The organism is Paracoccus sp. 22332 (assembly GCF_052045125.1).
GTDB classification, from domain to species: domain Bacteria; phylum Pseudomonadota; class Alphaproteobacteria; order Rhodobacterales; family Rhodobacteraceae; genus Paracoccus; species Paracoccus haematequi_A.
Genome location: NZ_JBQEOI010000010.1, coordinates 1 through 25,013, shown reverse-complemented (window position 1 = coordinate 25,013; position 25,013 = coordinate 1). Strand labels below are relative to the sequence as shown.

The 25,013-nt window shown below is 68.3% G+C and carries 27 protein-coding genes and 1 riboswitch; of the genes, 13 read left to right on the top strand and 14 right to left on the bottom strand.

The genetic code is table 11. The features are described from left to right. Positions 1-260 precede the first annotated feature (260 nt). Positions 261-1,346 (top strand): DUF475 domain-containing protein, encoded by a 1,086-nt coding sequence (locus ACTJI6_RS12545; protein ID WP_440801152.1) that lies wholly within the window; start codon positions 261-263, stop codon positions 1,344-1,346. Between the two features lie 261 nt (positions 1,347-1,607). Here ACTJI6_RS12545 and ACTJI6_RS12540 read toward each other — a convergent pair whose 3' ends face one another. From ACTJI6_RS12540 to ACTJI6_RS12490, 11 genes are all read right to left on the bottom strand, one after another. Then, positions 1,608-2,147, bottom strand: a complete 540-nt coding sequence (locus tag ACTJI6_RS12540) for an SRPBCC family protein (RefSeq protein ID WP_440801150.1) — start codon at positions 2,145-2,147, stop codon at positions 1,608-1,610. Then, on the bottom strand, positions 2,144-3,082 hold the full coding sequence (locus ACTJI6_RS12535) for a vWA domain-containing protein (protein WP_440801149.1): 939 nt from the start codon (positions 3,080-3,082) through the stop codon (positions 2,144-2,146). The genes ACTJI6_RS12540 and ACTJI6_RS12535 overlap by 4 nt, the downstream gene beginning before the upstream one ends. Beyond that, the gene (locus tag ACTJI6_RS12530; RefSeq protein WP_440801148.1) at positions 3,079-3,630 is read right to left on the bottom strand and encodes a hypothetical protein; all 552 of its coding nucleotides are present in this window, start codon (positions 3,628-3,630) and stop codon (positions 3,079-3,081) included. The genes ACTJI6_RS12535 and ACTJI6_RS12530 overlap by 4 nt, the downstream gene beginning before the upstream one ends. Then, the gene (locus ACTJI6_RS12525; RefSeq protein ID WP_440801147.1) at positions 3,627-4,640 is read right to left on the bottom strand and encodes a vWA domain-containing protein; all 1,014 of its coding nucleotides are present in this window, start codon (positions 4,638-4,640) and stop codon (positions 3,627-3,629) included. Before ACTJI6_RS12525 ends, ACTJI6_RS12530 begins: the two co-directional genes overlap by 4 nt. Continuing rightward, complete coding sequence (locus tag ACTJI6_RS12520; protein WP_440801146.1) at positions 4,637-5,455, bottom strand: nonribosomal peptide synthetase MxaA; 819 nt, start codon at positions 5,453-5,455, stop codon at positions 4,637-4,639. The genes ACTJI6_RS12525 and ACTJI6_RS12520 overlap by 4 nt, the downstream gene beginning before the upstream one ends. Further along, the gene (locus ACTJI6_RS12515) at positions 5,452-6,315 is read right to left on the bottom strand and encodes a DUF58 domain-containing protein (RefSeq protein ID WP_440801145.1); all 864 of its coding nucleotides are present in this window, start codon (positions 6,313-6,315) and stop codon (positions 5,452-5,454) included. Before ACTJI6_RS12515 ends, ACTJI6_RS12520 begins: the two co-directional genes overlap by 4 nt. Beyond that, on the bottom strand, positions 6,312-7,340 hold the full coding sequence (locus tag ACTJI6_RS12510; RefSeq protein ID WP_440801144.1) for an AAA family ATPase: 1,029 nt from the start codon (positions 7,338-7,340) through the stop codon (positions 6,312-6,314). Before ACTJI6_RS12510 ends, ACTJI6_RS12515 begins: the two co-directional genes overlap by 4 nt. Before the next feature lie 80 nt (positions 7,341-7,420). Further along, entirely contained in the window at positions 7,421-7,732 is a 312-nt protein-coding gene (locus ACTJI6_RS12505) for a methanol dehydrogenase (protein WP_440801143.1), read from the bottom strand. Between the two features lie 56 nt (positions 7,733-7,788). Then, entirely contained in the window at positions 7,789-8,322 is a 534-nt protein-coding gene (gene moxG / locus ACTJI6_RS12500; protein ID WP_126153880.1) for a cytochrome c(L), periplasmic, read from the bottom strand. Positions 8,323-8,336: 14 nt separating this feature from the next. Beyond that, positions 8,337-9,173 carry a methanol oxidation system protein MoxJ gene (gene moxJ / locus ACTJI6_RS12495; protein WP_440801142.1) on the bottom strand — a complete coding sequence of 279 codons (837 nt, stop codon included), beginning with the start codon at positions 9,171-9,173 and terminating at the stop codon, positions 8,337-8,339. Between the two features lie 65 nt (positions 9,174-9,238). Continuing rightward, the gene (locus ACTJI6_RS12490) at positions 9,239-11,137 is read right to left on the bottom strand and encodes a methanol/ethanol family PQQ-dependent dehydrogenase (protein ID WP_440801140.1); all 1,899 of its coding nucleotides are present in this window, start codon (positions 11,135-11,137) and stop codon (positions 9,239-9,241) included. 325 nt (positions 11,138-11,462) lie between these two features. Between ACTJI6_RS12490 and ACTJI6_RS12485 the strand changes: the two genes are divergently transcribed. The 12 genes from ACTJI6_RS12485 (at position 11,463) to ACTJI6_RS12430 (ending at position 22,189) form a co-directional block, all read left to right on the top strand. Continuing rightward, positions 11,463-11,945, top strand: a complete 483-nt coding sequence (locus tag ACTJI6_RS12485; protein WP_440801138.1) for a protein moxZ — start codon at positions 11,463-11,465, stop codon at positions 11,943-11,945. Beyond that, positions 11,945-13,330: a LapD/MoxY N-terminal periplasmic domain-containing protein gene (locus ACTJI6_RS12480; RefSeq protein ID WP_440801136.1), complete on the top strand. Its 1,386-nt coding sequence runs from the start codon at positions 11,945-11,947 to the stop codon at positions 13,328-13,330. The genes ACTJI6_RS12485 and ACTJI6_RS12480 overlap by 1 nt, the downstream gene beginning before the upstream one ends. Further along, the gene (locus tag ACTJI6_RS12475) at positions 13,327-13,998 is read left to right on the top strand and encodes a response regulator (protein ID WP_440801134.1); all 672 of its coding nucleotides are present in this window, start codon (positions 13,327-13,329) and stop codon (positions 13,996-13,998) included. Before ACTJI6_RS12480 ends, ACTJI6_RS12475 begins: the two co-directional genes overlap by 4 nt. Before the next feature lie 96 nt (positions 13,999-14,094). Next, positions 14,095-14,286: riboswitch (cobalamin riboswitch) on the top strand. A gap of 96 nt (positions 14,287-14,382) precedes the next feature. After that, positions 14,383-15,393, top strand: coding sequence for an ABC transporter substrate-binding protein (locus ACTJI6_RS12470; RefSeq protein ID WP_440801132.1), 1,011 nt, complete (start codon positions 14,383-14,385; stop codon positions 15,391-15,393). Beyond that, positions 15,390-16,427 (top strand): FecCD family ABC transporter permease, encoded by a 1,038-nt coding sequence (locus ACTJI6_RS12465; protein WP_126153885.1) that lies wholly within the window; start codon positions 15,390-15,392, stop codon positions 16,425-16,427. Before ACTJI6_RS12470 ends, ACTJI6_RS12465 begins: the two co-directional genes overlap by 4 nt. Further along, complete coding sequence (locus tag ACTJI6_RS12460) at positions 16,424-17,194, top strand: ABC transporter ATP-binding protein (RefSeq protein ID WP_440801130.1); 771 nt, start codon at positions 16,424-16,426, stop codon at positions 17,192-17,194. The genes ACTJI6_RS12465 and ACTJI6_RS12460 overlap by 4 nt, the downstream gene beginning before the upstream one ends. 11 nt (positions 17,195-17,205) lie before the next feature. Next, entirely contained in the window at positions 17,206-17,637 is a 432-nt protein-coding gene (locus ACTJI6_RS12455) for a pseudoazurin (RefSeq protein ID WP_440801128.1), read from the top strand. A gap of 525 nt (positions 17,638-18,162) precedes the next feature. Continuing rightward, the gene (ribB, locus tag ACTJI6_RS12450) at positions 18,163-19,278 is read left to right on the top strand and encodes a 3,4-dihydroxy-2-butanone-4-phosphate synthase (protein ID WP_126153888.1); all 1,116 of its coding nucleotides are present in this window, start codon (positions 18,163-18,165) and stop codon (positions 19,276-19,278) included. Between the two features lie 3 nt (positions 19,279-19,281). Further along, positions 19,282-19,749, top strand: coding sequence for a 6,7-dimethyl-8-ribityllumazine synthase (locus tag ACTJI6_RS12445; RefSeq protein WP_440801125.1), 468 nt, complete (start codon positions 19,282-19,284; stop codon positions 19,747-19,749). Between the two features lie 95 nt (positions 19,750-19,844). After that, positions 19,845-20,843, top strand: coding sequence for an ABC transporter substrate-binding protein (locus ACTJI6_RS12440; RefSeq protein WP_440801123.1), 999 nt, complete (start codon positions 19,845-19,847; stop codon positions 20,841-20,843). Beyond that, on the top strand, positions 20,836-21,612 hold the full coding sequence (locus ACTJI6_RS12435; protein ID WP_440801121.1) for an ABC transporter permease: 777 nt from the start codon (positions 20,836-20,838) through the stop codon (positions 21,610-21,612). Before ACTJI6_RS12440 ends, ACTJI6_RS12435 begins: the two co-directional genes overlap by 8 nt. After that, complete coding sequence (locus ACTJI6_RS12430; RefSeq protein WP_440801120.1) at positions 21,602-22,189, top strand: ATP-binding cassette domain-containing protein; 588 nt, start codon at positions 21,602-21,604, stop codon at positions 22,187-22,189. Before ACTJI6_RS12435 ends, ACTJI6_RS12430 begins: the two co-directional genes overlap by 11 nt. 12 nt (positions 22,190-22,201) lie before the next feature. Here the strand turns inward: ACTJI6_RS12430 and ACTJI6_RS12425 are convergent, their stop codons facing one another. The 3 genes from ACTJI6_RS12425 to ACTJI6_RS12415 all read right to left on the bottom strand — a co-directional run. After that, positions 22,202-23,254 (bottom strand): proline racemase family protein, encoded by a 1,053-nt coding sequence (locus tag ACTJI6_RS12425; RefSeq protein WP_440801118.1) that lies wholly within the window; start codon positions 23,252-23,254, stop codon positions 22,202-22,204. A 71-nt stretch (positions 23,255-23,325) separates the two neighbouring features. Further along, a complete protein-coding gene (locus ACTJI6_RS12420) occupies positions 23,326-24,327 on the bottom strand; it encodes an ABC transporter substrate-binding protein (protein ID WP_440801117.1) in 1,002 nt (333 codons plus the stop codon). A 132-nt stretch (positions 24,328-24,459) separates the two neighbouring features. Continuing rightward, positions 24,460-25,013 (bottom strand): electron transfer flavoprotein subunit alpha/FixB family protein (locus ACTJI6_RS12415; RefSeq protein ID WP_440801115.1); only part of this gene is annotated, 554 nt, incomplete at its 5' end.

Below are 25,013 nucleotides of genomic sequence, written 5' to 3'. Positions count from 1 at the left end.
TGGAAGGCGCGGGCTGCCAATGGAAACAGATTCCCGATCGCCAACCCTGCCGGGCGGCAATGACGCAATCCGAGCTTATTGCCATGCACGATTTTGCGCAGGCCGGTCACATTTCTGTTGGCGAAACCACCCCAGCTATTGCATAGACGCGGCATTCGCGGATTCGCGGATGCAGATTGGGTGACCGGGCCCCTCTGGCGGATGTGGCGGCACATCCGTGATGTCGGCACTGTTTCGAAACAGCCGCCTGGATTCTTTGCATGGAAAACGGACTGCCTTCCGATGGCGCGCACGCAGGCGCCCGGCCGATCCTTCACTATTTCACCTGGGCCTTCATCGTCACCGTCGTCGGCCTGGTCCTGGGCGCCTATCTGGGCTGGCAGATGACCGGCACGGTCGGCGGCACGCTGACGATCTTCTTCATCTGCACGGTGCTGGCCGTGCTGGAAATCTCGCTGTCCTTCGACAACGCCATCGTTAACGCCAACAAGCTGAAGGAAATGACGCCTGTCTGGCAGCGCCGTTTCCTGACCTGGGGGATCCTGATCGCCGTCTTCGGGATGCGGATCGTATTCCCGCTGCTGATCGTGGTGATCGCCGCCAAGATCGGCCCGTGGGAGGCCGTGGTCCTGGCCGCCGCCCAGCCCGAGGAATACGCCCGCATCATGCATGATGCGCACCTGCCCATCGCGGCCTTCGGCGGCACCTTCCTGATGATGGTCGGCCTGTCCTTCTTCTTCGACCATGAAAAGGACGTGCATTGGGTCCGCTGGCTGGAATCCAAGATGCAGAAATACGCGACCATCCGCGGCATCGAGGTCGCCCTGGTGCTGTCGCTGATCCTGATCTTCTCGCGCTTCCTGGATCCTGCCGAATCCGAGGTGTTCTTCAAGTCCGCGATCTGGGGCCTGCTGACCTTCCTGCTGGTCGAGGTTCTGGGCGGGCTGCTGGACAGCACCCAGGAAACGCTGGTCGCGGGCGCCAAGGGCGGCCTGGGCGCCTTCCTGTATCTGGAGGTGCTGGATGCGTCCTTCAGCTTTGACGGCGTGATCGGGGCCTTCGCGCTGACGCAGAACCTGTTCATCATCGCCATCGGCCTGGGCATCGGCGCGATGTATGTGCGGTCGATGACCATCATGCTGGTGGAAAAGGGCACGCTGGCGCAATACCGCTATCTGGAACACGGCGCCTTCTACGCCATCATCGCGCTGTCGGTGATCATGTTCCTGCAATCCTTCGTCCACATCCCCGAGGTCATCACCGGCCTGGGCGGCGCGGCGCTGATCGGCGTGTCGCTGTGGTCCTCGATCCGATGGAACAGAAGATCCGCCGAGGCAGGCGAGTAAAAGGAAACCTGCCGTCGAGCGATCTGGCACATTCCGTCTTGCAGGACATGTGCATCCGGGCCTGCCAGCGTCGCCGTTGGCAGGCTTTTCTATGCTGCAACAGCAAGACAGGCTGCGGTCTCCATCCCGGCGCCGACCACCGATCGGGGGATATACACGGATAAGCTCGCCCGCCGATGACCTTATTCGAGTGTCCAGCATTCTCGATCAGGCAAGCATCAGGAGCGGCACCGATACGCGACAGCTTCGGGCCAGCGTCCGTCAGCTTGGACCTCCACGATCTGCTGCATCTTTCAGACCTGACAATCCATTGTCGATCAGGGCCTTCATCGCCGTGACGGCCGCCTCGTCGCTGAACCGTTCGGCGGGTTCGTTGGTGGTGTCGGCACGGAAGAAGCTTGCTTTCCAGGTCACGTCCGACCCTTCGGCGGCGGGGGCGACCGTGATGCTGTTGGTATAGTAGCTGACGGGAAAGACCTCGATATCCGGCTCGCTCAGCCGCCAGCGGATTTCCAGCGCATCGTCGTCGATACGGTCGATGCCGTCGGTCACCGTGCCGCCCGAGGTGAATTCGACCGTCCGTCTGGCGCCCTTGCCCTCGCCCTCCATGGTGACCGAGGCCACATCGGGGTGCCAGTCGGCGATGCTGGCGGGGTCGCGCAGGATTTTCCACACAGCCTCGGGCGGGGCGGCCAGGGTGATCTTCTGTTCGGCCTGCTGGGGCGTCGGGCCGTGCGCCCAGGTGGGCAGGGCAAGCGAGGCTGTCAGCGCGGCGGCGGCGATGAATTTTCCAAATGTCATGTGATGTCCTGTCGGGTCAGGGAAACGCGCCTGCCGCCAATGACCCAAAGTGTCAGCAGCAGGACCAGGGCCGCCGCCGCAAGGGGCGGCGACAGGCTGCGGGTCGCCGGGACGGTCTTGCCCGGCGCATAGACGGCAAGCGCGCGGTCGATCGCCGCCGGGCCGTCCGACAGGCGCAGGAAGCCAAGGCCGCGTTCTGCGGCAAGGTCCGCCAGATACTCGGCGCGCAGGGCCGACAGATGTTCGCTGCCGTCCAGGTCAGACTCGCCATAGGGGTTGTTGCGCGGGTGCCAGCCGGGGCGTTGGGCCGCGTCGGGCGGCGGCGCGCCCAGCCGTGCCGGGGCGTGCTGCACGTCGCCGGATTCATAGAAACCGGCCTCGCGGCCCAGATCGTCGAATTTCGGGATCGGCGCGGGCTGATCGCCGCCCACGCCCAGAATCAGCCCGCCGGGACTGTCGCCTGCAAATCGGGCCGCGCCGGAATACGGCAGGGGCGGGGCCTCTTGCCCATCGGTCACGAAGATCAGGGGAACGCCCAACCCCCCGGCGCGGCGCAGCGCGTGATCCAGGCCCTTCTGGATCATGCTGTCGCCTTCCCAGGCCATTCGCCAGTCCAGTCCATCCATCGCGCCCTTGATGGATGCGAAGTCGGCGCAGATCTCGACCGGCTCGAACAGGGTCAGGCTGCGGCGTTCGGTGAAGAGCGCGAGGCCGATGCGGCTGCCGCAGGGGCGGGTCGCGATCCAGTCGGTCAGCGCGCGGCGCGCGTAGTCCAGCCGCGAGCCGCCCTCCATGTCGCGGGTGTTCATCGACCGGGTGATGTCCACCACCACCAGCGCATCGGTCAGCCGCTGCGGGCGCGTCAGGCTGGGGCCGATCATCGCCGTCCCGGCCAGGATGGCGGCGATGGCGGGCAGGATCACGCGCACCCTCATGGCGCCCCCCGAGGCAGGCCGGGCAGATCGGTCCACAGCCTGCGGGGCTGGGTCAGCGGATCGCTGTCGCCGTCGGCCAGCGGCCGGGGCAGGTCGCGCACCAGGCGCATGGCAAGATCGAGGTTCACCTTGCCGTCCCGAAACCCAGGCACGGCGCGCAGCGCGTCGCGATAGGCGGTCTTGGCAAGCGAGATCTCGGTTTCGGCATCCTCGAAATTGCCCGCTTCGATCTGTTGGAAACCGGCGCGCATCCGGGCGTTGCCGATGGCATAGCTGGCCTCGGACAGCAGTTCGGGTGGGGCGCCGACCAGCAGCGGCAGCAGATCCTGCGCCTCGGGCAGGCGGTCGCGCCAGGCCAGGAACAGGATCCGGGCATGGATGGCGCGCGGATCGGCGCGTACGGCCGGAATGGCGTCGCGGCCCGCCGCCAGGTCGCGGATCGCGGCATTGTCGCGGGCGTCGTGCAAGACGACGCGGCCAAACCAGGCGGTCGCGGCGAGGGACGCGGCAAGACACAGCAGCAGCGCCATGAAGGCCAGCCGTTTCATGGCTGGCGCACCAGCGGGGCGGGGCGGCGTGGCGCGAAGGGCCGCTCCAACGCGCGGGCGGCGGTCAGCAGCGCGGCGGCAAGCGCGGCGGCCAGGAAGCACAGCCAGGCCAGATCGCGGCGGGGCAAGCTTCGTTCGGTCAGGATCGGCCTGGATTCCAGGGTGCCGATCTCGGCGACGGCCTGGGCCACCGCCTCGGGGCTTTCCGCCTCGAAGGCGCGATAGGTGATGCCAAGGCGCTGCAACAACAGGTGCAGGTGGCGTTCGGGCCGGGTCTGGGGGCTGTCCGCCTCGCCCGGCGCGCCGGGGTCGAAGATGCTGCGCGCGCCCTCGGTCCGCAGATACAGCCAATAGAGGTTGACCTGCTGTTCCAGGGCCAGTTCGCGGACCAGATCCTGCACCTCGGGCGCGATGACGGCGGCGCCGTCCGACACCAGCACCACCGCCCGCGATCCCATGGCCGACGCGTCTCGGGTCATCTGCATCGCCAGGGCCAGCCCGCGCCCCACATCGGTCTGCGACAGGCCGCGTTCGCTCTGCGCGGCGATGGCCGCGGCGATGGCGCTGCGGCTGGTGGTCATCGGCAGCACCTGCAAGGGCGCCGTGGAAAAGGCCGCGATGCCGATGCGGTCGTCGGGGCGGCCCGCGATGAAGTCTTGCAGGATGCGGCGGGCGGCGGCGGCCTTGCTTTCGCCGGTGCCGTCGGGCGCGCGGCCCGCGAAGGTGTCGTCCATGCTGGAGGAGCGGTCGATCAGCAGCACAAGGTTGGTGCCCATGCCGCGATAGGGCAGGGATCCGCCCCGCAGATACGGACCGGCCAGGCCCATGATCAGCGCCGCAAGCGCGATCACGCCCGCCGCCGTCAGCCCGCGATCCACTGCGCGGGACGCCCCTTCGGCCGGACGCAGATCAAGCCGGGGCACGGACGAGGATCGCAGCCATCGCGTCAGCAGCGGCAGGCCCGCAAGCGGCAGCGCCCACAAGGCGAAGGGTGCGGTAAAGCCGATCATCGCCGCCCTCGTTCGATCCGCGCCAGGTCGCGGGCCAGGGCTTGGGCCTCGGCCGTGTCGGGGTGCGCGTGCTGGCCGAAGAAGGCGGCGTCCGAGGCGGCGAAGAAGGCGGCCAGCCGATCGGCCAGCGGGCGGAACTCGGGACGGGCGGCCAGGAAATGCGGCAGATCCGCGCCGATCAGGACGCGGCCGAACGCGGCGTCCAAGGCGCGGTGCAGCAGCCGGCGGTCGGGCAGGCGGGCCATTGCGCGCGCCGCACGGGTGAAGGGGCGCGCGGGCCGGGCGCGGAACGGCCCCCAGGCCTGGTGCCAGGCCAGGCCCAGCCCCGACAGGATCAGCGCCGCCAGCGACAGGCCCAGGCCCGCGCGGGAGGGCATCGGGTCGATCAGCCGGAAACGCGGATCGGGCTGCAACTGATCGGCGGTCGAGGGCGCGGTCAGCGGCCGGAGGGGCGAGGTGACGAAGCCGAAACCCGGCAGTTCCGCCACGGTGCCGTCCGACAGGCGGATGGGCTGGGCGGGAACCTCGCGCCAACTCGGCTCCAGTGCGGAATAGAAGTTCTGCCAGCGCAGGGTCAGATGCAGGCCGGTGTCGGCCTGTTCGGCTTCGACCGCGCGCAGGTCCAGCCAGTAATCCACCGCCCGAGGGCGCGGCAGGCTGGCGGGATCGACGGTCACGCCGGGCGGCAGGGCGATGGTGACGCGCTGCACCAGTTCGTCGCCCAGCCACCAGCCATAGCCATGCGGATTGTCCGCCGTGACGACCGGCTGCGCTAGGGCGGGCAGGGGCAGCAGCGCAAGCGCCAGCCATTTCATAGCGGCGCCTCGTCCAGGGTGGCGATCAGGTCGCCGATGTCGATGCTGTCGCGGATCTCGACGGGACGCAGGCCCTGGCCCGCAAAGACCGCCCGCAGGGACTGCCGGTGGCGCAGGCTGGCCTGAGCCTGGCGGGCGGCCCATCTGCCCGAGGTCAGCAGCGTGCGGCGGCGGCCGGTTTCGGGATCGCGGATCTCGGCCAGGCCGAAATCGCCGGGCGGTTCCTCAAGCCCGCTGTCGCGCAGCCAGATCGGCAGAACCGGACGGGGGGACAGCGCTTCCAGCAGCAGTGCCAGTTCGGGCGCCGAGATGTCGAAATCCGAAATCACCCCGACCAGGACGCGCCGCCGGGGCAGCGAGGATGCGGCGGCGATCAGCCCGCCGACGCCCGACCCAGTGGGGATCAGCGCCGCGATCAGATCGCGCGCCTCTTGCCCGATACCTGCCCGCCGGGAGGGGGGCAGCGCGGCCAGGATCTCGTCGCCGCCGACCGCCTGGACCGCCGCCCGGTCGCCGCCGCGCCGGGCCGCCTGGGCCAGCCCGCCCGCCATCAGCGCCGCCAGCCCCTGCCGGTCGGATAAGGCCCCCGCCCCCAGCGAGGCCGAGGCATCCACCAGCACATGCAGCGTGATGTCGGCGGGCCGTTCGAAACGGCGCACGAAGAATCCGCCCATCGGATCGGTCAGCGACCGGCGCAGATCGAGCCGCCGTGCGTCGGGATAGGCCAAGAGCGGCGCAAGATCGGCGAACGCGCCGCCCGCGCCGCGCATTCGGCCGCGATGGGCGCCCTGGCGCAGGCCGGGCTGCGGCTGCGCCATCCGCCAGGCGAGGGCGTCGAACAGATGCAGGTCCGCCGTCATTCCGCAGGCACCGGGATCGTGTCGAAGGCGGCGCGGATCAGGGCGGGCACCAGGATTTCGCGCCGTGCCTCGTAGGCGGGACCAAGAAAGGTGCGATGGGCCATCACCGGGGCAAAGACCTCGCGCACGTCCTGGGGCAGCACCGCGTCGCGGCCATCGGACCAGGCGGCGGCGCGGGCGACACGCACCAGGGCCTGCATCCCGCGCGGGCTGACGCCGCCCTGCACCAGCCGGGCCATGTCCGCGTCCTGAACGGAAAGCCCCGCCCGGACCGGATCGCGCAGGGCGTCGCACAGGTCGAAGACATAGCGCTGCAAGGCCGGGCTGGCATGGACGCCCGCCTGGATCTGCGCGGCCAGCCGGTTCAGCCCGTGATAAGGCAGCACGCCGGCGGACAGGCCGCCGATCAGCGCGTCGGTGTCGTGGAACCGGGTGTCGAAGGCCAGGGCGATCCGGTCGTCGCGGGCCGTCGGCACCGTCACCGGGATTTCCATCGCGAAGCGGTCGCGGGCGGCGGCGGGCAGTTCGAACGTCTCGTCGCGCTCGATCTGGTTGCGGTCGGCGAAGACCTGAAGATGCGGAAAGCGGTATTCGCGGCGAAAGGCGGTCAGGCTGCGTTCGGCCATCAGCCGCAGCAGCATGGCGTGAACCTGCGGGCGGGCACGGTTGATCTCGTTGAAGAAGAAGATCGACAGATCCTCGCCCTGCGACAGCGCCGGGCCGGGTTCGATCCGCGGCTTTCCGTCGTCGTCCAGATGCGCGTCATAGATCAGGTCGGTGGGCAGCAGATCCACCGTGCCCTCGACCCGCGCATAGGGGCCGCCGATGGCGCGGGCGACCGCGCGCAGCAGCGTCGTCTTGCCGGTGCCCACGTCGCCCGCCAGCAGCACATGGCCGCGCGCCAGAACCGACAGCAGGATCAGCCGGATGGCCCGCGACTGGCCCAGGATGACAGAGTTGAGTTGCGCCTCGGCGTCGCGCAGGCGGGACAGCCAGTCGGCCGGGGCAGGGGCATCTTGCAGCATGGATCACCGTGGAAAAGCGGATGTGCCGCGCCGGGACGTGACATTTGGGAGTAGCCGTCCAAGGGCGCGGCACGCCCCGGTCACTGTGCGGGCGGCGTGGCGCCTTCCTCATAGCCGGGGATCTTGGCGACATCGTATTCGAACGTCCCCGTCTGGGCCGCATGCCAGACCCGCCAGGCGTTGCGATTGTCCATCGCCGCCAGGGATTCGCCCTGCTTGGACAGTTCCGCCGGATCGTGCTGGGGGTCGTATTCGGAACCCTCGACCCGTTCGGGATAGTCGGGCTTGGGTTCCCAGCAATTGCCGGGGGCGCGGCAGTTGGTGCCGTCATAGGCGAAGGCCGGGGCGGCCAGGGACATCGCGGCGGCGATGCCGAATGCGATCAGTTTCATCTGTTCTCCTCCTTCTGTGGAAATGACCGGCGCCGCTGCGCCGGCCGGTCGCAGCCTCAGGACTGGTCCTCCTCAGCGCCCTGGGGCTTGAACGGGGCAAAGTTTTCGCGCTGTTCCGGCGTCAGCCAGGTCGCGGTCTGCGGATCGCCGGTATAGAGATGGCGCACCCAGGCCATCGCCAGCAGCATCTCGTCCAGGGTCAGGCTGCCCCACATCGGACCCATCTGCCCCGAAGCGCCGCCATAGAGCGTCGAGAACAGCCCCACGTCGGTTTCGTTCTGCGGATAGGTCCAGTAGGAATCGTTGATCCCCGGCCCGATCTTGCCCTCGCCGTAATGGCCGTGGCAGCCCGAACACATGGTGTTGTAGGTTTCCTCGGCCTGGGCCATAACCTCGGGGTTCTCGTTATAGATGTTGACCCCGGTGGCCATGAATTCCTTGACCGCCTCGGTGTCGCGGCCTTCCTCCATGGCGTCGTCGAAGTTCAGCGGTGAGCCGTCGACCGTGTTGTAGAACTGTGGCTGCGCGAAGGCGGCGCCAAGCCCCAAACCCAACCCCGTCACGATCACTGCCAGCGAAAGATGCCTCATGTCTTGTCCTTGTCTTAGGAATCGAGCGGCAAGGTCGGAATGCCTTCCTCGTCCAGGATCGCCCGGATGCGGTCCTTGCCGGATTCCAGGGCCGTGTTGATGCGGTCCAGCAGTTCGGGCTTGTCCGGCGCGACGCCGACCGACTGGCTGTATTGCAGCGGGATGATGACGCCATCCTCGCGCTCGATCTCGTTGGTGATCAGGGTCAGCTTCAGCGGCTCGCGGGAATCGCGGACATAGCGGGCCACGTCGGGGGCGAAGGCGATGCCCAGATCGGCATTGCCCGCCGCGACCTCGGACACGACGCGGTCGGCCGGAACCTGGGTGTATTTGTTGCGCCGATCCTCGAAATCCGTCAGCGAGGCCTGATAGATCAGGTTGTATTCATAGCGGCCGGTATATTTCAGGATCGTCTCGGCCGGGCTGTGATAACGATAGGAAAAGGTGTCGAACCCTTCCCGGTCCACGTCCTGCCACCTGTCGCCGTCGAAATTCCGGTCCTGGCGGCTGATGAAGGCATAGGCCGAACGGTAATAGGGTTCGCTGGTCAGCAGCCGCCTGTCACCCTGGTCCACGCCGATCAGCACGTCGCACAGACCGTCCTCGATCCCGTCGCGGACCAGATAGATCGCGTCCTTGCGGATCTGCACCAGATCCAGGGTCATCCCCGCCTCGTCGGCCAGAACCTCGGCGATCCGGTTCTCGAAGCCGGTGCGGTCCTCGGTCGAATAGGGCGCGTCCATGGTCGAGGCGCAGACCCGCAGCGTGTCGGCGTCCTGGGCTGCGGCGGTGCCAAGGCCGCACAGCAGGGCAGCCGTCCCGCAGCCGAGGCGCGAAATCGTCGCGTTCATCGTCAAGTCTCCCAAATGTCGGTCGGATGATGCGGCGGGCCGGTCGCGGCCCGCCGCGGCGGGGATCAGGCGTCGTCGCCGGGGATCCATTCGCCGATATTCACGTCGTCGGTATGGACGCTGTTGCCGTCCAGCGAAAAGACCATCACGCCGCCGCCCATCTGGGTGAATTCCTTCAGCCTGCGGAAGGCGCCGACCGAACCCAGACCGGCGGTCGGGTCGTTCAGGTCGAAGACCAGGCCCACGCCGGGCCAGCCGCCCACGCCGTAATAGATGGCGACATATTGGCGCCCGTCATGCTGATAGGTCATCGGATGGCCGACCACGCCCGAAGGCAGCTTGTGCTTCCACAGCAGGTCGCCCGTGTCGCTGTCGCGCGCCTTGAGGTAACCGTCCAGCGTGCCATAGAAGGTCAGCCCGCCCGCCGTGGACATGGTGCCGCCCCAGACCGCGAAACGCTCCATCTTCTCCCAGGCCATTTCGCCGGTGATGGCGTTGTAGGCCTTGATCTGGCCCAGCCCCAGGCCGTTCTGGCGATCGCCCTTCGGTCCCGGATACATGTCCAGCGTGGCGCCGACGAAGAACTGGCCCGCGCGATAGGGCAGCATGAACGGTTCCCAGTCCATGCAGATATGGTTGATGCCCAGCATGAACAGCTTGCGTTCCGGGTCATAGCTGTCATGGCCCTGGTTGTGATAGCCCATGGCCGAGGGGCAGATGTCGCGCGCCTTGTGGTCCATGCGGGTGCCGAATTCGGGGTCGCGGACCGGCAGGCCGGTATCCAGCTGAACCTCTTTCACCCAGTTGACCGTATCGTCCATCTTGTCGGCCGAGATCAGGTCGCCATTGGTGCGATCCAGCGTATAGACGATGCCGTTGCGGTCGGGATGGGTCAGCAGCTTGCGCATCTGACCGTCCTTGTCTTCCTGTTCGGACAGCATCATCACGTTGACGCCGGCATAGTCCCATTCGTCATGCGGGGTCTTCTGATAGGCAAACTTGGCTTCGCCGGTCTCGGCCTCGCGGCCCCAGATGGCCATGGTCCACTTGTTGTCGCCCGGCCGCATCGTCTCGTTCCAGGGCGCGGGGTTGCCCGAGCCGTAGTAGAACAGATCCTCGTCGGGGTCATAGGCATACCAGCCCCAGTTGGTGCCGCCGCCGATCTTCCAGGCGTCGCCCTCCCAGGTCTCCAGACCCAGGTTGAACTGGCCGTAATGCGGGTTCGGTTCGTTGAAGTCGGAGGCCAGCTTCAGCTCCTCGTCCGGGCCGGTGGCGAAGGCGCGCCAGCGCTGTTCGCCGGTCTTCACGTCATAGGCGGTGACATAGCCGCGCACGCCCAGTTCCGCCCCCGAACTGCCCACCAGCACCATGTCCTTGATGACATAGGGCGCGATGGTCAGGGTCGAGCCGACCTTGATGTCGGAATTCTCCATGATCCAGACATTCTCGCCGGTATCGGCGTCCATCGCGACGATATGGCCGTCAAGCTGGGTGCGGAACACCAGTGGCCCGCGCGTGTCGTCGCCCGGCCAATAGGCAAGACCCCGGTTCACCACGTCGCAACAGGCGACGGTCCGGGCGGTCGGGTTCTGGCGCGGCTTGTTCTGCCACAGGATCGTGCCGGGATCGTTCAGATCCAGCGCGAAGGTGGTGTTCGGAAAGGGCGAATGGATGAACATCTTGTCGCCCACCACCAGGGGCGTGCCCTCGTGCCCGTGCAGCACCCCTGTCGAGAAGGACCAGGCCGGGCGCAGCCGGGCCACGGTTTCCTTGTTGATCTCGGTCATCTCGGAATAGTTCTGCGCGTTGTAGTCGCGCCCGGTCATGACCCAGTTCGCCGGATCCTGGGCCAGTTCCACCAATGTGTCGTTGGCGGCGGCGGGCGCCGCCAGCCCGCAGGCCAGCACGCTTGCCACGGCCAGCGGCGAGACATGCGTCATCGTCTTGCGAATTGTGCGTTTCATGTGATCCTCTCCCTATCGCGCGGCGGATCCGGTGTCGGAGCCCTCCCCTCCGGTCCCGCGCGCCTGCTGCCAGCCTTCGGCCTTTCGGCGTTCGGTCTGCCGCAAGGACGATCAGAACACCCCGCCGCGGGCGTGTCTGCGGGGAACGGTCCCCGATCTTCGCGGGGAATTTTCCCCGTTGAAGCGGGGGGAAAGTCATGGCGCGTCTCGATCGGCCATACCATTGTCCGAAGCCCGCGCAGATTGTCTCATCCCTTGGGCTGACCTAGCCTTGAAGGGCGCATCGGGCGCGGGGGCGAATCGCCCCGGACTGGGAAGGGACCGGATGCAGGTCACTGCGACACGATACCGCACCGCCGCCATGACCGCCCTGATGGCCCTGGCCCTGTCCGCCTGCCGCGAGGAAGAGCCGACACTGCCCGCCGCATCGGAACAGGTCCACCGGATGCCGGCCGAGGGGCAGGCCTGGCTGGATGCGACCGGCGACGAAGCCCCCTCGGCCTTTCTGGCCCGCGTGACCGGGCACCCCGCCTACGGGATCGCGCCGTCCCTGGACCGCGCGACGGCAGCCTATGGCGATAGCCCGCGCATGATCGCCAATCGCGCGGCCCAGCTGTGGGACGAGATCCGGCGGAAGGACGATCCGCCCATCGCCGTCGCGGCGCTGCTGGACCAGCTTGCCGCTGGCGGCGGCCCGGATCGGCCCAGCATCGGCCCGGTGATCCAGCATTATCGCGTCCTGCGCGCCCAGGGCGCCGACCACGCCGCCGCCATGCGGGCCGCCACCGCCGAAGGCCGGGTGCCGTGATGCGCTTTGAGGCCCGGATCCTGCCAGATGCCGCCGTCCCGCCCCGGATCCGGCCCTGGTCGCTGCACCGCATCGTCACCATCGTGCCCGTGGCGGTTGGGGTCATGCTCTGCGCCACGGTCGCCGCGATCATCGTCCTGAACGCCCGCATCGCCATAGACGAGGAAACCTCGTCGGCCTTCCGCACCGCCCAGGCCACGGTCGCGGTGCGGATGCCGCCGCGCTTCGCGGGTCAGGACACGATGGGCCAGGCGATGCAGCTGGCCGCCGAGATCGACGCCCTGCGCCATCTTTCCGCCTTTGTGACGGACAACCACGGCCATCCCGTGACGCCCCATGCGGAGGGCGCGGCGTTGACAGAGGACCAGGCGCCGGGCTGGTTCAGCGATCTGATGCGCCCCGAACTGCGGTCGGACCGCGTTCCGATCTCGCATTATCCCAACGTCCTGGGCTGGCTGGTCATCCAGACCGATCCCGCCGACGAAATCGCCGAGGTCTGGGAGGATTTCCGCATCATCATGCCGCTGCTGGCGCTGACCTGCGCGGCGCTGGTCGGCATGTCGATGGGTTTCAGCCGCCTGATCCTGCGCCGCCTGCGCGCGATCCAAGAGGCGCTGGGCGCGATGCGGCAGGGCGATCTGGACCGCCGCGCGCCGCCTGACCGGCTGGCGGAATTCGCGGCGCTGGCCAATGGCGTGAACGCGCTGGCCGACCACCTGACGTCGCAGCGGGCGGAAAACCGGCAACTGCAAGCCCGGCTGCTGACCCTGTCCGAGACCGAGCGCGCGAAGATCGCCTCGGATCTGCATGACGACATGGGTCCGCAGCTTTTCGCGCTGAACGCGGCGCTGTCCCAGGCCCGCGCCGCCGCGCGCGAGGTTTCGGGCCCCGGATCGGCGCAGCTTGACGATGCGCTGCGGGCGATCCTGGTCCATGCGGGCGCGGTCCGCGACACCGCCCGCACCGCGATCAACGATCTGCGCCCGATGCTGATGGGCCACGGATCGCTGCCTGAACTTCTGGGCGAACTGGTGGCCGAATTCGCCGAGATCGCGCCGGATGTGGCCATCGACCTGGATTGCGACGGACGGATCGCGGCCAGCGAGCCTGCGGAAACGGCGATCTATCGCTTCGTCCGCGAAAGCCTGCTGAACGCCGTCCGGCATGGCAAGGCCCGCCGGATCCGCATCGAGATGCGCCGGACCCAGGACCAGATCGTCACCCAGCTGCGCGATGACGGGCGCGGTCCTTCGGGGCGCGGCTCGGCCGGGGGACACGGGCTGGCCGGCATCCGCGACCGCGCGCGCGCCCTGGGCGCCGCCTTCGACCCGCCCCGCCGCGTGGGCGCCGAAACCGTCACCGAACTGAGGATGCCGCACCGATGATCGAAGCCCCGCCCCGGAAACAATCCGCCAACGGCCTGAAGCGCATCGTCATCATCGACGATCACCCCGTCGTGGTCGAAGGCTGGGGTCGCATCATCCGCCAGCGCATCCCCTGCGAGATCGTCGGCGCGGCCACCGCGCTGGAAGGCTGGCGCGCCTGGCGGGCGGCGCGGCCCGACCTGATGGTCGTCGACCTGACGCTTGGCGATCACCGGATCGCGGGGATCAAGCTGATCGACCGGCTGCGGATGCTGGACCGGGATCTGCCGATCCTGGTCTTCACCATGCATCGCAGCCCGATCCTGGCCCGCCGCGCGCTTCATGCGGGGGCCAATGGCGTCATCAACAAGGATTCGCCCTCGGACGAGATCCTGACCGCCCTGACCGAGGTGCTGGCCGGCGGCAATTATGTCGAGGGCCGGCTTGCGACGCAGATCGCGCTGATGAACCTGCCCGGCCGGCGCGGCAATGCCGCCAACCTGACCGCGCGCGAGGAAGAGATCCTGGGCCTGATCGCCGAGGGCCTGTCCTATCGCGAGATCGCCGACCGGGCCTGCATCAGCTACAAGACCGTGTCCAATGTCAGCCTGGTGCTGCGCGACAAGCTGGGCGCCTCCAGCCTGGGCGAGTTGGTGGTCAAGGGGATCCGCTATTTCGACGGCGGCTGAAAGGCATCTTTGTCACCGGGTTTGGTGCCCTTCGCGGGAATCGGGACCGACCGTCCCTTTCGACCGATAGGCGATCTTGTCAGAAAACCCGCTTCGGGCTAAGGACGGTGCGTCGGTTTCCACCCGGAATTAATAGGGAATCCGGATCCGCCCCTGGGCGACAACCGGAACTGCCCCCGCAACTGTAAGCGGTAGCCTGCCCGATCATGCCACTGGACCTCGGTCCGGGAAGGCCGGGCAAGGCGATCATCCGCCAGTCAGGAGACCTGCCGACGCAGTCTGTTCAACCCGAGCGGGTCGGCTCGGCGTGACATCGTGTTGCGGGTCGTGGTCCCCGCGCCTGTGTCCATGCCTTCCGTCCCGCCGAATGCATCGGAAGGAAGCATGATGTTGAAGCTAGCCACGGCAATCGCCGTCGCCGTTGCCCTTGCGCCCATGGCGCGGGCGGGCACCGAATACCCGTTGACCCTGACCAGTTGCGGCCATCGGGTCACCATCGACAAGGCCCCCGAACGGGTGGTCAGCGTCGGCCAGAGCACGACCGAGATCCTGTATCTGCTGGGCCTTGCCGACAAGGTGGCGGGCACCGCGCTGTGGATCAACCCGGTCCTGCCCGAATTCGCCGAAACGGATGCCAAGGTCGAACGGCTGGCTGACAACGCCCCCAGCTTCGAAAGCGTCCTGGGCAAGAATCCCGATCTGGTCGTCACCGCCTATGAATGGATGATCGGGCCGCAAGGCGCCGTCGGCACGCGCGAGATGTTCGACGATTCGCGGATCCCCAGCTGGGTCATGCCCACGGAATGCGTCGGCAAGGACAACACGCAAAGCATGGACGGCGCGCGCACGGTGATGTTCGACCCCGACCTGGTCTATCAGGGCATCGCGGAACTGGCGCGGATCTTCGATGTCGAGGAGCGCGGCGCCCAGGTCATCGCCGACCTGAAGGCGCGCGAGGCCGCCGCCGTGGACAAGGCCAGGGCGCTGAACCTGCCCGACGATGTCACGGCGGTCTTCTGGTATTCCTCGGCCGATATCGAGATCGACCCCTATGTCGCGGGCGCCTATGGCGTTCCGGGCTGGATGCTGTCCACGCTTGGGGTCCGCAACATCGTCGATTCCGCCGAGGAATGGCCGACCGTCGGCTGGGAAACCATCGCCAGCGCGAACCCGTCCTTCATCGTCGCGGCCGAGATGAACCGCCGCCGCTTTCCCGCCGACGACATCGCCGTGAAGCGCGATTTCCTGACCAGCGACCCGGTCGCCAGGGAAATGGACGCCGTGAAGAACGACCGCATCGTGACGATCGAGGCCAATGCGATGGACCCCTCGGTCCGGTCGATCTACGCCCTGGAAGCCCTGGCCCAGGCGCTGGCCGGGTTCGGCCTGAAATGAGGGATCGCGCCGTGGTGCAGGGCTGGGGATGGCTTTGGCTTGCGCCCGTGATCCTGGCCGCGGCGCTGTTCTTCGGCACGGCGGTGGGCGAGACGCGGATCCCGCTGTCGGTGGTGCTGGACGTGCTGTCGGTCAAGGCCGGCCTGTCGCAGGCCGAGGTCGGCGCCGTCGATGCCGGCGTGATCTGGCATTACCGCCTGTCGCGCGCGGTCGTGGCGGCTTGCGGCGGCGCCAGCCTGGCGCTGTCGGGGCTGATCCTCCAGGCGCTGCTGCGCAACCCGCTGGCTGAACCCTATCTGCTGGGGATTTCCGCCGGTGCCTCGACCGGGGCCGTCGCGGTCTCGGTCGCGGGGATCGGGGCGGGGATGCTGTCGATGTCGGCCGGTGCCTTTGCCGGTGCGCTGACGGCCTTCGTGCTGGTGGCGGCGCTGGCGCGGGCGGCAGGCGGCGGCACCGGCACACGCGGGGCAGGGGTCATCATCCTTGCGGGCATTGCGGGGTCGCAGATGTTCAACGCGCTGACGGCGCTGATCATCGCCCGGTCCGCCAGCGCCGAGCAGGCGCGGGGCATCATGTTCTGGCTGCTGGGCAACCTGTCGGGCGTGCGCTGGCCCGACACATGGCTGGCGCTGCCGATGGCCGGGCTGGGGCTGGGCGTGGCCTTGTGGCACGCGCGGGCGCTGGACGCATTTACCTTCGGCGCGGACAGCGCCGCATCGCTGGGCATCGGCCTGCGCCGGACGCAGGCGGTGCTGATCGGCACGGCGGCCCTGGTCACGGCGATCATGGTTTCCATCGCCGGGGCCATCGGCTTCGTGGGCCTGGTGGTGCCGCATGCGATGCGGATCCTGGTCGGTCCCCGGCATGTCCGCCTCGTCCCCGCGACCGCCCTGGCGGGGGCGGTGTTCCTGGTCGTCTCGGACGTGGTGTCGCGGATCACCATTCCGGGCCAGGTTTTGCCGATCGGCGTCATCACCGCCCTGGTCGGCGCGCCCGCCTTTGCGCTGATCATGATCCGGGGGCGGCACCGATGACCCCGGTCCTGGAAGCCATCGGCCTGTCCCGCATCGTCGGCGGACGGCAGATCGTCGCCGATGTCAGCCTGCGCGTGCAGCCGGGCGAAACGCTGGGCCTGGTGGGACCGAACGGTTCGGGCAAGTCGACGCTGCTGGGGATGCTGGCCGGGCTGATCCGGCCCACCGGCGGCGAGGTTCTGCTGGAGGGGCGGCCGATGGCCCGGATGTCCCGGCGGACGGTGGCGCGCCGCCTGGCGCTTGTCGCCCAATCGGCCGAGACCGGCGACCGCATCCGGGTCCGCGACGCGGTGGAACTGGGCCGCACCCCCTGGCTCGGCCCGCTGGAACCTTGGGGCGGGCGGCACGAGGCCGCCGTCGCCGCAGCCCTTGCCGCCGTGGGCTTGGAGGCGATGGCGGATCGCGACTGGTCCTCGCTTTCCGGGGGCGAACGCCAGCGCGTCCACATCGCCCGCGCCCATGCCCAGGAGCCCCGCGTCCTGCTGCTGGACGAGCCGACCAATCACCTGGACATCCACCATCAGATCGCGATCCTCGATCTGGTCGAGGCGATGGGCATTGCCTCGGTCATCGCCCTGCACGACCTGCACCACGCCCTGCGCTGCGACCGCGTTCTGGTGATGACGGCCGGGCGCTGCGCCGCCCTGGGCCCCCCGGCCGAGGTCCTGACCCCCGCGCTGATCCGCGACATCTTCGCGGTCGAGGCCGCGCTGATCCCCCATCCGGGCGGCGGACGCCCGGTCTTCGCCTTCCAACGTCTGTCCTGAAAGGAACCGCCATGCTGTTTCGCGCCGCCCTGCTTGCCTGCCTGCTGCCCGCCGCCACCCTGGCCGAGGTGCACGAGGTCAGGATGCTGAACCGCAACGACACCGGCCCCATGCCGTTCGAGCCGGACTATCTGGTGATCCGGCCCGGCGACACGGTGAAGTTCATCGCCACGGATCCCGGCCACAACGCCGCCACCATCGCCGGCATGATCCCAGAGGGCGGCGAGAAATTCATCGGCAAGATCAACGAGGAAATCGAGGTTACGCTGGAGGCCGAGGGCATCTGGGGCATCAAGTGTTCGCCCCATTTCACCATGGGGATGGTGATGCTGATCCAGGTGGGCGACAGGCCCGCGAGCAAGGCCGATCTGCCCGACGACCTTCCCGACGCCGCGCGTCGGCGCCTGGACGAGATCCTGGCACGCCGCGACACTGCCGAGTGAGCTGCGCCGAAGCGCGTTTGACGGGGCGACATTGCATGGCCGCAGATGGAGAAAAAGCCGTTCTTGCGGAACGTCTGTTTGTGACATCCTGAAGTGGCCTCACGGTCACCCCAAGGCGCGGCACATTGCCCGGTACGGTGGCCTGGAAACCTGTTCGACATCGCCGCCAAGTCCGAAGACGTTCGGACCGCCGATGACTGCGTGGCTTATATCGAAGGCGCGCAGAAGATTGCGGCTGAATAGGGTTCCGTCGCGCCGGCCTTCGCGGTCGGCGCAAACGCAATGTCCTGTCGCGCGCCTGCCGCGATTCCCCCAGATGCGAATACGCCCCTCCGCGCCCTCTCCCCTCGACGCGCGTCTTGTCGCATCGGTCGGCGGCTGACGGGGGTTGCACCGGGTGGGGTTGCGGTGCAGATGCAGGACAGGCCCGCGCCTGTCGATGATCGCCATGGTCGGCCGAAGCGAAAACCCGATGGTGGCGGCCAGGGTGTTGACCCGTCACCGACCCCTGTGCAGGAGCGGCGGATGACCGACGACATTCCAGGACCGGTCGAGCGTGACTGGTCCGACGCGATTTCCCCCATCGAGGACATCATCAACGAGGCCCGCAACGGCCGGATGTTCATCCTGGTCGATCACGAGGACCGCGAGAACGAGGGCGATCTGGTCATTCCCGCGCAGATGGCCACGCCCGAGGTCATCAACTTCATGGCGACGCATGGCCGGGGTCTGATCTGCCTGTCGATGACCGGCGCGCGGATCGACGCGTTGGGGCTGCCGCTGCTTGGCGCCAAGAATTCCAGCCGCCACGAGACCGCCTTCACCATGTCGATCGAGGCGCGCGAAGGCGTGACCACGGGCATCTCTGCCGCCGACCGGGCGCATACGATCGCGGTGGCCATCGACCCGGCCAGGGGCGCGGCCGACATCGCCACGCCCGGCCATGTCTTTCCGTTGCGCGCCCGCGACGGCGGCGTGCTGGTGCGCGCCGGCCATACCGAGGCGGCGGTGGACGTGGCCCGGCTGGCGGGGCTGAACCCCTCGGGCGTGATCTGCGAGATCATGAACGACGACGGCACCATGGCCCGGCTGCCGGATCTGGTGGCCTTTGCCCAGCGGCACGGATTGAAGATCGGCACCATCAGCCAGTTGATCGCCTATCGCCGCCGCCACGACAACCTGATCGCCGAACGCGGCCAGATGGCGGTCCATTCCGCGCATGGCGGCGACTGGATGATGCGCATCTTCGCCGACGACACTTCGGGCGCGGAACATATCGTGCTGACCAAGGGCGACCTGACCGCGCCCGGCCCGGTCATGGTGCGGATGCATGTGCTGGACCCCTTGCACGACGTGTTGGGCATCGGCCGCCGGAACGCGGGCACGCTGGACCAGGCCATGCGCATGATCGCCGACGAGGGCAGGGGCGTCGTCGTGCTGTTCCGCGACACCGAGCCGCGCCTGCCCCGGCAGGACGAGGTTTCCTCGCATGTGATCCGCCATTACGGGCTGGGGGCGCAGATCCTGTCCGCCCTGGGCCTGTCGGATCTGGTGCTGCTGACCAATTCGGCGCCGGTCAAGGTCATCGGGCTTGACGCCTATGGGCTTTCGATCCATTCCACCCGTCCGATCAAGGGGTAAGCCATGGCCGCCAGCATCGAACATCACCAGCTTCCGCTGCCCCAGGTTTCCGGCGCGCGGCTGCTGATCGTCGTCTCGCCCTATTATCGGCAGGTGGCGGACGGATTGGTCGCGGGCGCGCGGGCCGTGGCGGCCCGGGCAGGCGCCGCCGTCGATCTGGTCGAGGTGCCAGGCGCGCTGGAGATTCCCACCGCCATCGCCCTGGCCGCGGCCCGCGATCTCTATGACGGCTATGTCGCATTGGGCTGCGTGGTGCGGGGGGAAACCACCCATTACGACACGGTGTGCAACGACAGCTCTCGCGGGTTGACGCTGCTGGGGTTGCAGGGGCATTGCATCGGCAACGGCATTCTGACGGTCGAGACGATCGCCCAGGCCCAGGTTCGGGCCGATCCGCAGGGCCAGAACAAGGGCGGCGGGGCGGCGGCGGCGGCGCTGCACCTGGTCGCGCTGAAGCGCCGCTGGGCCTGATCCCCGGCCCCGTGTCAGGGGTGCGACTTCTGGTCGATTGTGACCGGGCGGCGGTCGTGCCACCTTGCGGTCGGAAGAAAGCCAAGGGGGGAACCATGCGCTTTCCGTGGGCTGGCCGGATCGCGGGTCCGGCCCTTTGTCTTGCCGCGGCGATCCTGGCGCAGGCGGGGCCCGGTCTTGCGCAGCAGGCTTCCTTACCCGCCATCACCATCGGCACGCTGGAAAACGGCACCGTCGCCTGGGAATTGCAGACGATCCGCGACCAGGGTTTCGACCGCCGGAACGGATTCGAATTGCGCATGTTGCCCCTGGCGGGCAATCCGGCGACCCAGGTCGCCATGCAGGGGGGCCAGGTCGACGCCATCGTGTCGGACTGGATCTGGGTGGCGGTGCAGCGGGCGAACGGGGCGCCCTTCACCTTCTGGCCCTATTCCACCGCCGTAGGCGGGCTGGTCGTGCCCGCCGACAGCCCGGTGCGGACCCTGGCGGACCTGGAAGGCCAGCGGATCGGCATCGCCGGCGGGCCGGTGGACAAAAGCTGGCTGATCCTGCGCGCCTTCTATCGCCAGCAGACCGGCCGCGACCTGGCGGATGTGACGGAACAGGTGTTCGGCGCCCCGCCGATGATCCAGCACGCCGCCCAGACGGGCGAGATCGCGGGCGCCGTCAATTTCTGGCACTTCCTGGCGCTGATGCAGGCGGCCGGAATGCGAGAGGTCGTCAGCGTCGCCGATGCCGCGCAGGGCCTTGGCCTGGATCCCGGCACGCCGCTGCTGGGCTATGTGCTGCGCGACGATTGGGTGGCCGATCACCCGGATCTGGCGCGCGGCCTGGCGCGGGCGTCCCGTCAGGCCAAGGATCTGCTGGCGGCCGACGATGCCGCCTGGCAGGCGCTGCGCCCGGTCATGGGGGCCACGACGGATGCGGAATTCATGGCCCTGCGCGACGGCTGGCGCGCAGGCATCCCGGCCGAGGGTCCGGTCGATGCAGATGCGGCGCAGAAGCTGTTCGCAGTACTGGCCGACCTGGGCGGCGACGATTTGACCGGCGGGCTGACCGACCTGCCAGAGGGGCTGTTCTGGCAAGGTGACTGACGCGCCCCCTCAGAAGCGGCCCGGACTGGTGCCGGGGGTGCTGTCGGTCCTGCTGCTGCTGGCGCTGTGGACGGCCGTCGCGGCGCTGGCGGGCGATCCGCGGACCATGCCGTCGCCGCTGGCGGTGGCCGGGCGGGTCGCCACGCTTGCCGCGTCGGGCGAGCTGTGGCTGCACGCGGGCGCCACCCTGGGGCGCGTGCTGGCCAGCTTTGCCATCGCCATGGCCGTCGGCACCGCCTTGGGCCTGTGGATGGGCCGGTCGCGGGCGGCGGACCACTGGCTGAACCCGTCGCTGGTCATCGCGCTGAACGTCCCGGCCTTGGTGGTGATCGTGCTGGCCTATGTCTGGATCGGCCTGAACGAGGTCGCCGCCGTCGCCGCCGTGGCGCTGAACAAGATCCCCGTGACCACCGTCATGCTGCGCGAAGGCGCCCGTGCCCTGCGCCCGGATCTGGACGACATGGCGGCGGCCTTTCGGATGGGCTGGCGGGCGCGGCTGCGCCATGTCGTGCTGCCCCAGCTTGCCCCCCATATCGCGGCGGCCGCGCGGGCGGGACTGTCGCTGATCTGGAAGATCGTGCTGGTGGTCGAATTCCTGGGCCGGTCCAACGGCGTCGGCTTCAAGATCCACCTGCTGTTTTCCAGCTTCGACGTGGCGGGCGTGCTGGCCTGGGCCTTGGCCTTCGTTGCGGTGATGCTGCTGATCGACCTGGCCCTCCTGCGTCCCTGCGAGGCGCGCGCGAACCGCTGGCGCCGCGATGAGGCTTGATCTGGCGGGCAAATCCTTCGCCGGGCGCCCGGTGCTGGGTCCGTTGCGGCTGGAGGTCGAACGCGGTCAGCGGGTGGCGGTGCTGGGACCGTCGGGGATCGGCAAATCGACCCTGCTGCGGATCCTGGCCGGTCTGGACCGCGATTTCGACGGGCGGCTGGACGGGCGCGACCGGCTGGCCGTGGTGTTCCAGGAACCGACCCTGCTGCCTTGGCGCCGCGCCATCGCCAACGTCACCCTGCCGACCGGCTGTCCCGAGGCCGAGGCCCGTGCCCTGCTGGCCCAGGTCGGGCTGTCGGGGCACGAGGACAAGTTTCCCCGGCAACTGTCGCTTGGCCAGCAGCGCCGCCTGGCGCTGGCCCGCGCCTTTGCCGCGCGTCCCGACATCCTGCTGATGGACGAACCTTTCGCCAGTCTCGATCCCGGCACGGCGGGCCGGATGATGGACCTGACCGCCGGTCTGCTGGATCGCAGCGGGGCGGGGCTGGTCCTGGTCACCCATGACGCGGCCGAGGCCGCCCGGCTGCGCGCCGTCCCGATCCGCCTGGCGGGCAGCCCGGCGGTCCCGGTTCCCTGAGCGGCCGTTTCCTTACGCCCAGGTGTCGCCCACCGTGAAACCTTCGGGGAACGGGTCGTCGTGGTCCAGCACGATGGTGTTCAGGCTGTAGATCCAGCTTGTGCCCGATACCTCGGGGACCACGGCAGGGCGGCCGCCCAGGATCGTTTCCTGGACCAGCCTGCCGGTATAGATATTGCCCAGGATGCCTTGGTGGCGGAACGGCCGGTCCAGGGGCAATTCGCCCTTGGCGTGTAGGACCGCCATCTTGGCGCAGGTGCCGGTGCCGCAGGGGCAGCGGTCCAGGGCGCCGGTCCAGGTCGCCGGGTCGTCCCAGGAAAACTCGCCCGAGGCCATGGTGACGGCGTTCTTCCAGTCGGCCTTCGGATCGTCGGACGGGCCGGACAGTTGCGAGATGGTGATGCCGACGCCCGGATAATCGGGATGTTCTACCGGCAGCTGCTCGATCGCGGCCTGCCGGATCATCGACGAGACGCGGGCGATTTCCCGGCCATGTCCGGGAACCAGTTCCAGCCCCGCGAACTGGCGGACATCGGCGATGACATAGAACATGCCGCCCCAGCCCACGTCGACGCGCACGCGGCCCAGATGCGGCACGTCGATTTCCGCGTCCAGATGCGCGGCAAAGGCCGGGACGTTGCGGAAGGTGACGGCCTTGACCTTTCCGCCCGCGCATTCGGCGCGCACCCGGATCAGCCCGGCGGGCGCTTCCAGCACCAGGTCGGTGACGGGTTCCTGCATCGGCAGCAGGCCCATTTCCAGCAGCACCGTCACGACCGAGATGGTATTGCCGCCCGACATGACCGGATATTCGATCTGTTCCAGGATGACATATCCGGCCTGCGCTTCGGGATGCGAAGGCGGGACCAGGATGTTGCAGCAATGGGCCGAATAGCCGCGCGGTTCGCGCAGCAGCATCTTGCGCAACCCGTCGTCATGGCCTTCCAGCCATTTCATCTTTTCATAGACGGAATTGCCGGGGATATGCGGGATGCCGCCGGTGATCACGCGCATGGGCGTTCCGGCATGGGTATCGACGGCGTGGATCATGCGCTTGAACGTCATGGGTGCCTCGGGTGATGGGGGACGGGGCAGGTCTGGTCCGCCCGGCATCCGGGCGGACCGTCCGGGCGGGTTTACAGCGCGGCCTGGACCTTTTCGGCGACCTCGGCGGGCACCCACTGGGACCAGAGATCCCTGTTCTCCTCAAGGAAATGCAGGGCGCCTTCCTCTCCGGTAGCCTGGTTCTCGGTCTGCCAGGACATCAGCTTGCCCACGGTGTCGTTGCTCCAGCCGCGGGTGTTGAAATAGTCCATCAGGGCGGGGCTGGTGCGTTCGGCAAAGTCCTTGGTGACGACGGTCATCACCGTATCGACCGGCCAGGCCGTCACCTTGGGATCGGGGCAGTCGATATTGGTGATGCAGCGTTTCCATTCAGCTGGATCGTGCGGCACGGTGGCTTCCAGCATCACCATGTCGTATTTGCCCAGCAGCGCGGTCGGCGCCCAGTAATAGGTGATGAAGCCCTCGCCGCGCTCATAGGCACGCGCGATGGCGCCGTCCAGGCCCGCCGCGGAACCGGGATTCAACAGCGTGAAGCCCTTGGCCTCGGCGTCATAGGCCTTGTAAAGCTGGTTGGTCACGACCGTCGCGCCCCAGCCTTCGGCGCCGTTGAAGATGACGCCCTTGCTGGGATCCTCGGGGTCGGGGAACAGGTCGGGATGGGCCAGGGCGTCCTCGACCGTCTTGATGTCGGGATGGGCGTCGGCCAGGTATTTCGGGATCCACCATCCCTGCACGCCGCCATCGGGCAGCGCCTTCGATCCGAAGACGATCTTGCCTTCCTCGATGCCCCGCGGGACGATTTCGGGCAGCAGATCGACCCAGGTTTCCGAGGAAACATCGGGATCGCCCTTTTCCACCATCGAGGTGGTGGTGGGCACGGTGTCGCCGGGCACGGTCTCGACATCGCAGCCATAGCCGTGTTCCAGGATGAACTTGTCGACCTGGGCCAGCACCTCGGCGCTTTGGACGTTGTGCAGCACCAGCGTCACGTCGCCGCAGTCCTGCGCGCTTGCGGCACCGGCCACCCCTAGGCCCCCGGCGATCAGGCCCGTGGTCATCAGCAGTCTTCTCATCATGCAGTCTCCCTGTTGTTTGCGGCTTTGATCGGGGCAGGGCGCCGCATTTGTCCTGCCGTCCTGGTTCGGGACGCCGGGGGCGCTTCGCCCCCCGGACCCCCCGAGGATATTTCCGCACAGAAGATGGCCCTAGAGCTTTCCGGTCAGTTCGGGCACCACGGTGAAGAGGTCTCCGACGAGGCCGTAGTCTGCGATCTGGAAGATGGGGGCTTCCTCGTCCTTGTTGATGGCGACGATGACCTTGCTGTCCTTCATGCCCGCCAGGTGCTGGATGGCGCCCGAGATGCCGACCGCCACATACAGTTCGGGCGCCACCACCTTGCCGGTCTGGCCGACCTGCCAGTCGTTCGGAGCATAGCCCGAATCGACCGCCGCGCGCGAGGCGCCCACCGCCGCGCCCAGCTTGTCGGCCAGGGCCTCGATGATCGCGAACTGCTCTTTCGAGCCGACGCCGCGGCCGCCCGAGACCACCCGGCCCGCCGAGGTCAGCTCCGGCCGGTCCGACGCCGCCACCTCGTCATTCAGCCAGCCCGACAGCGCCGGGTCCTCCGCCAGGGCCGCATCCGCGACCGGCGCGGAGCCGCCCGCGCCCGCCGCCTCGAAGCTGGCGGTGCGGATCGTCAGCACCTTCTTCGCGTCCTTCGACCGCACCGTCTGGATGGCGTTGCCGGCATAGACCGGGC

What these genes read in the sequence shown, in the direction of transcription:
- ACTJI6_RS12545 (WP_440801152.1), top strand. Translation starts at nt 261, where the DNA reads ATGGAAAACGGACTGCCTTCCGATGGCGCGCACGCAGGCGCCCGGCCG.
- ACTJI6_RS12540 (WP_440801150.1), bottom strand. Translation starts at nt 2,147, where the DNA reads ATGACATTTGGAAAATTCATCGCCGCCGCCGCGCTGACAGCCTCGCTT.
- ACTJI6_RS12535 (WP_440801149.1), bottom strand. Translation starts at nt 3,082, where the DNA reads ATGAGGGTGCGCGTGATCCTGCCCGCCATCGCCGCCATCCTGGCCGGG.
- ACTJI6_RS12530 (WP_440801148.1), bottom strand. Translation starts at nt 3,630, where the DNA reads ATGAAACGGCTGGCCTTCATGGCGCTGCTGCTGTGTCTTGCCGCGTCC.
- ACTJI6_RS12525 (WP_440801147.1), bottom strand. Translation starts at nt 4,640, where the DNA reads ATGATCGGCTTTACCGCACCCTTCGCCTTGTGGGCGCTGCCGCTTGCG.
- ACTJI6_RS12520 (WP_440801146.1), bottom strand. Translation starts at nt 5,455, where the DNA reads ATGAAATGGCTGGCGCTTGCGCTGCTGCCCCTGCCCGCCCTAGCGCAG.
- ACTJI6_RS12515 (WP_440801145.1), bottom strand. Translation starts at nt 6,315, where the DNA reads ATGACGGCGGACCTGCATCTGTTCGACGCCCTCGCCTGGCGGATGGCG.
- ACTJI6_RS12510 (WP_440801144.1), bottom strand. Translation starts at nt 7,340, where the DNA reads ATGCTGCAAGATGCCCCTGCCCCGGCCGACTGGCTGTCCCGCCTGCGC.
- ACTJI6_RS12505 (WP_440801143.1), bottom strand. Translation starts at nt 7,732, where the DNA reads ATGAAACTGATCGCATTCGGCATCGCCGCCGCGATGTCCCTGGCCGCC.
- moxG (WP_126153880.1), bottom strand. Translation starts at nt 8,322, where the DNA reads ATGAGGCATCTTTCGCTGGCAGTGATCGTGACGGGGTTGGGTTTGGGG.
- moxJ (WP_440801142.1), bottom strand. Translation starts at nt 9,173, where the DNA reads ATGAACGCGACGATTTCGCGCCTCGGCTGCGGGACGGCTGCCCTGCTG.
- ACTJI6_RS12490 (WP_440801140.1), bottom strand. Translation starts at nt 11,137, where the DNA reads ATGAAACGCACAATTCGCAAGACGATGACGCATGTCTCGCCGCTGGCC.
- ACTJI6_RS12485 (WP_440801138.1), top strand. Translation starts at nt 11,463, where the DNA reads ATGCAGGTCACTGCGACACGATACCGCACCGCCGCCATGACCGCCCTG.
- ACTJI6_RS12480 (WP_440801136.1), top strand. Translation starts at nt 11,945, where the DNA reads ATGCGCTTTGAGGCCCGGATCCTGCCAGATGCCGCCGTCCCGCCCCGG.
- ACTJI6_RS12475 (WP_440801134.1), top strand. Translation starts at nt 13,327, where the DNA reads ATGATCGAAGCCCCGCCCCGGAAACAATCCGCCAACGGCCTGAAGCGC.
- ACTJI6_RS12470 (WP_440801132.1), top strand. Translation starts at nt 14,383, where the DNA reads ATGATGTTGAAGCTAGCCACGGCAATCGCCGTCGCCGTTGCCCTTGCG.
- ACTJI6_RS12465 (WP_126153885.1), top strand. Translation starts at nt 15,390, where the DNA reads ATGAGGGATCGCGCCGTGGTGCAGGGCTGGGGATGGCTTTGGCTTGCG.
- ACTJI6_RS12460 (WP_440801130.1), top strand. Translation starts at nt 16,424, where the DNA reads ATGACCCCGGTCCTGGAAGCCATCGGCCTGTCCCGCATCGTCGGCGGA.
- ACTJI6_RS12455 (WP_440801128.1), top strand. Translation starts at nt 17,206, where the DNA reads ATGCTGTTTCGCGCCGCCCTGCTTGCCTGCCTGCTGCCCGCCGCCACC.
- ribB (WP_126153888.1), top strand. Translation starts at nt 18,163, where the DNA reads ATGACCGACGACATTCCAGGACCGGTCGAGCGTGACTGGTCCGACGCG.
- ACTJI6_RS12445 (WP_440801125.1), top strand. Translation starts at nt 19,282, where the DNA reads ATGGCCGCCAGCATCGAACATCACCAGCTTCCGCTGCCCCAGGTTTCC.
- ACTJI6_RS12440 (WP_440801123.1), top strand. Translation starts at nt 19,845, where the DNA reads ATGCGCTTTCCGTGGGCTGGCCGGATCGCGGGTCCGGCCCTTTGTCTT.
- ACTJI6_RS12430 (WP_440801120.1), top strand. Translation starts at nt 21,602, where the DNA reads ATGAGGCTTGATCTGGCGGGCAAATCCTTCGCCGGGCGCCCGGTGCTG.
- ACTJI6_RS12425 (WP_440801118.1), bottom strand. Translation starts at nt 23,254, where the DNA reads ATGACGTTCAAGCGCATGATCCACGCCGTCGATACCCATGCCGGAACG.
- ACTJI6_RS12420 (WP_440801117.1), bottom strand. Translation starts at nt 24,327, where the DNA reads ATGAGAAGACTGCTGATGACCACGGGCCTGATCGCCGGGGGCCTAGGG.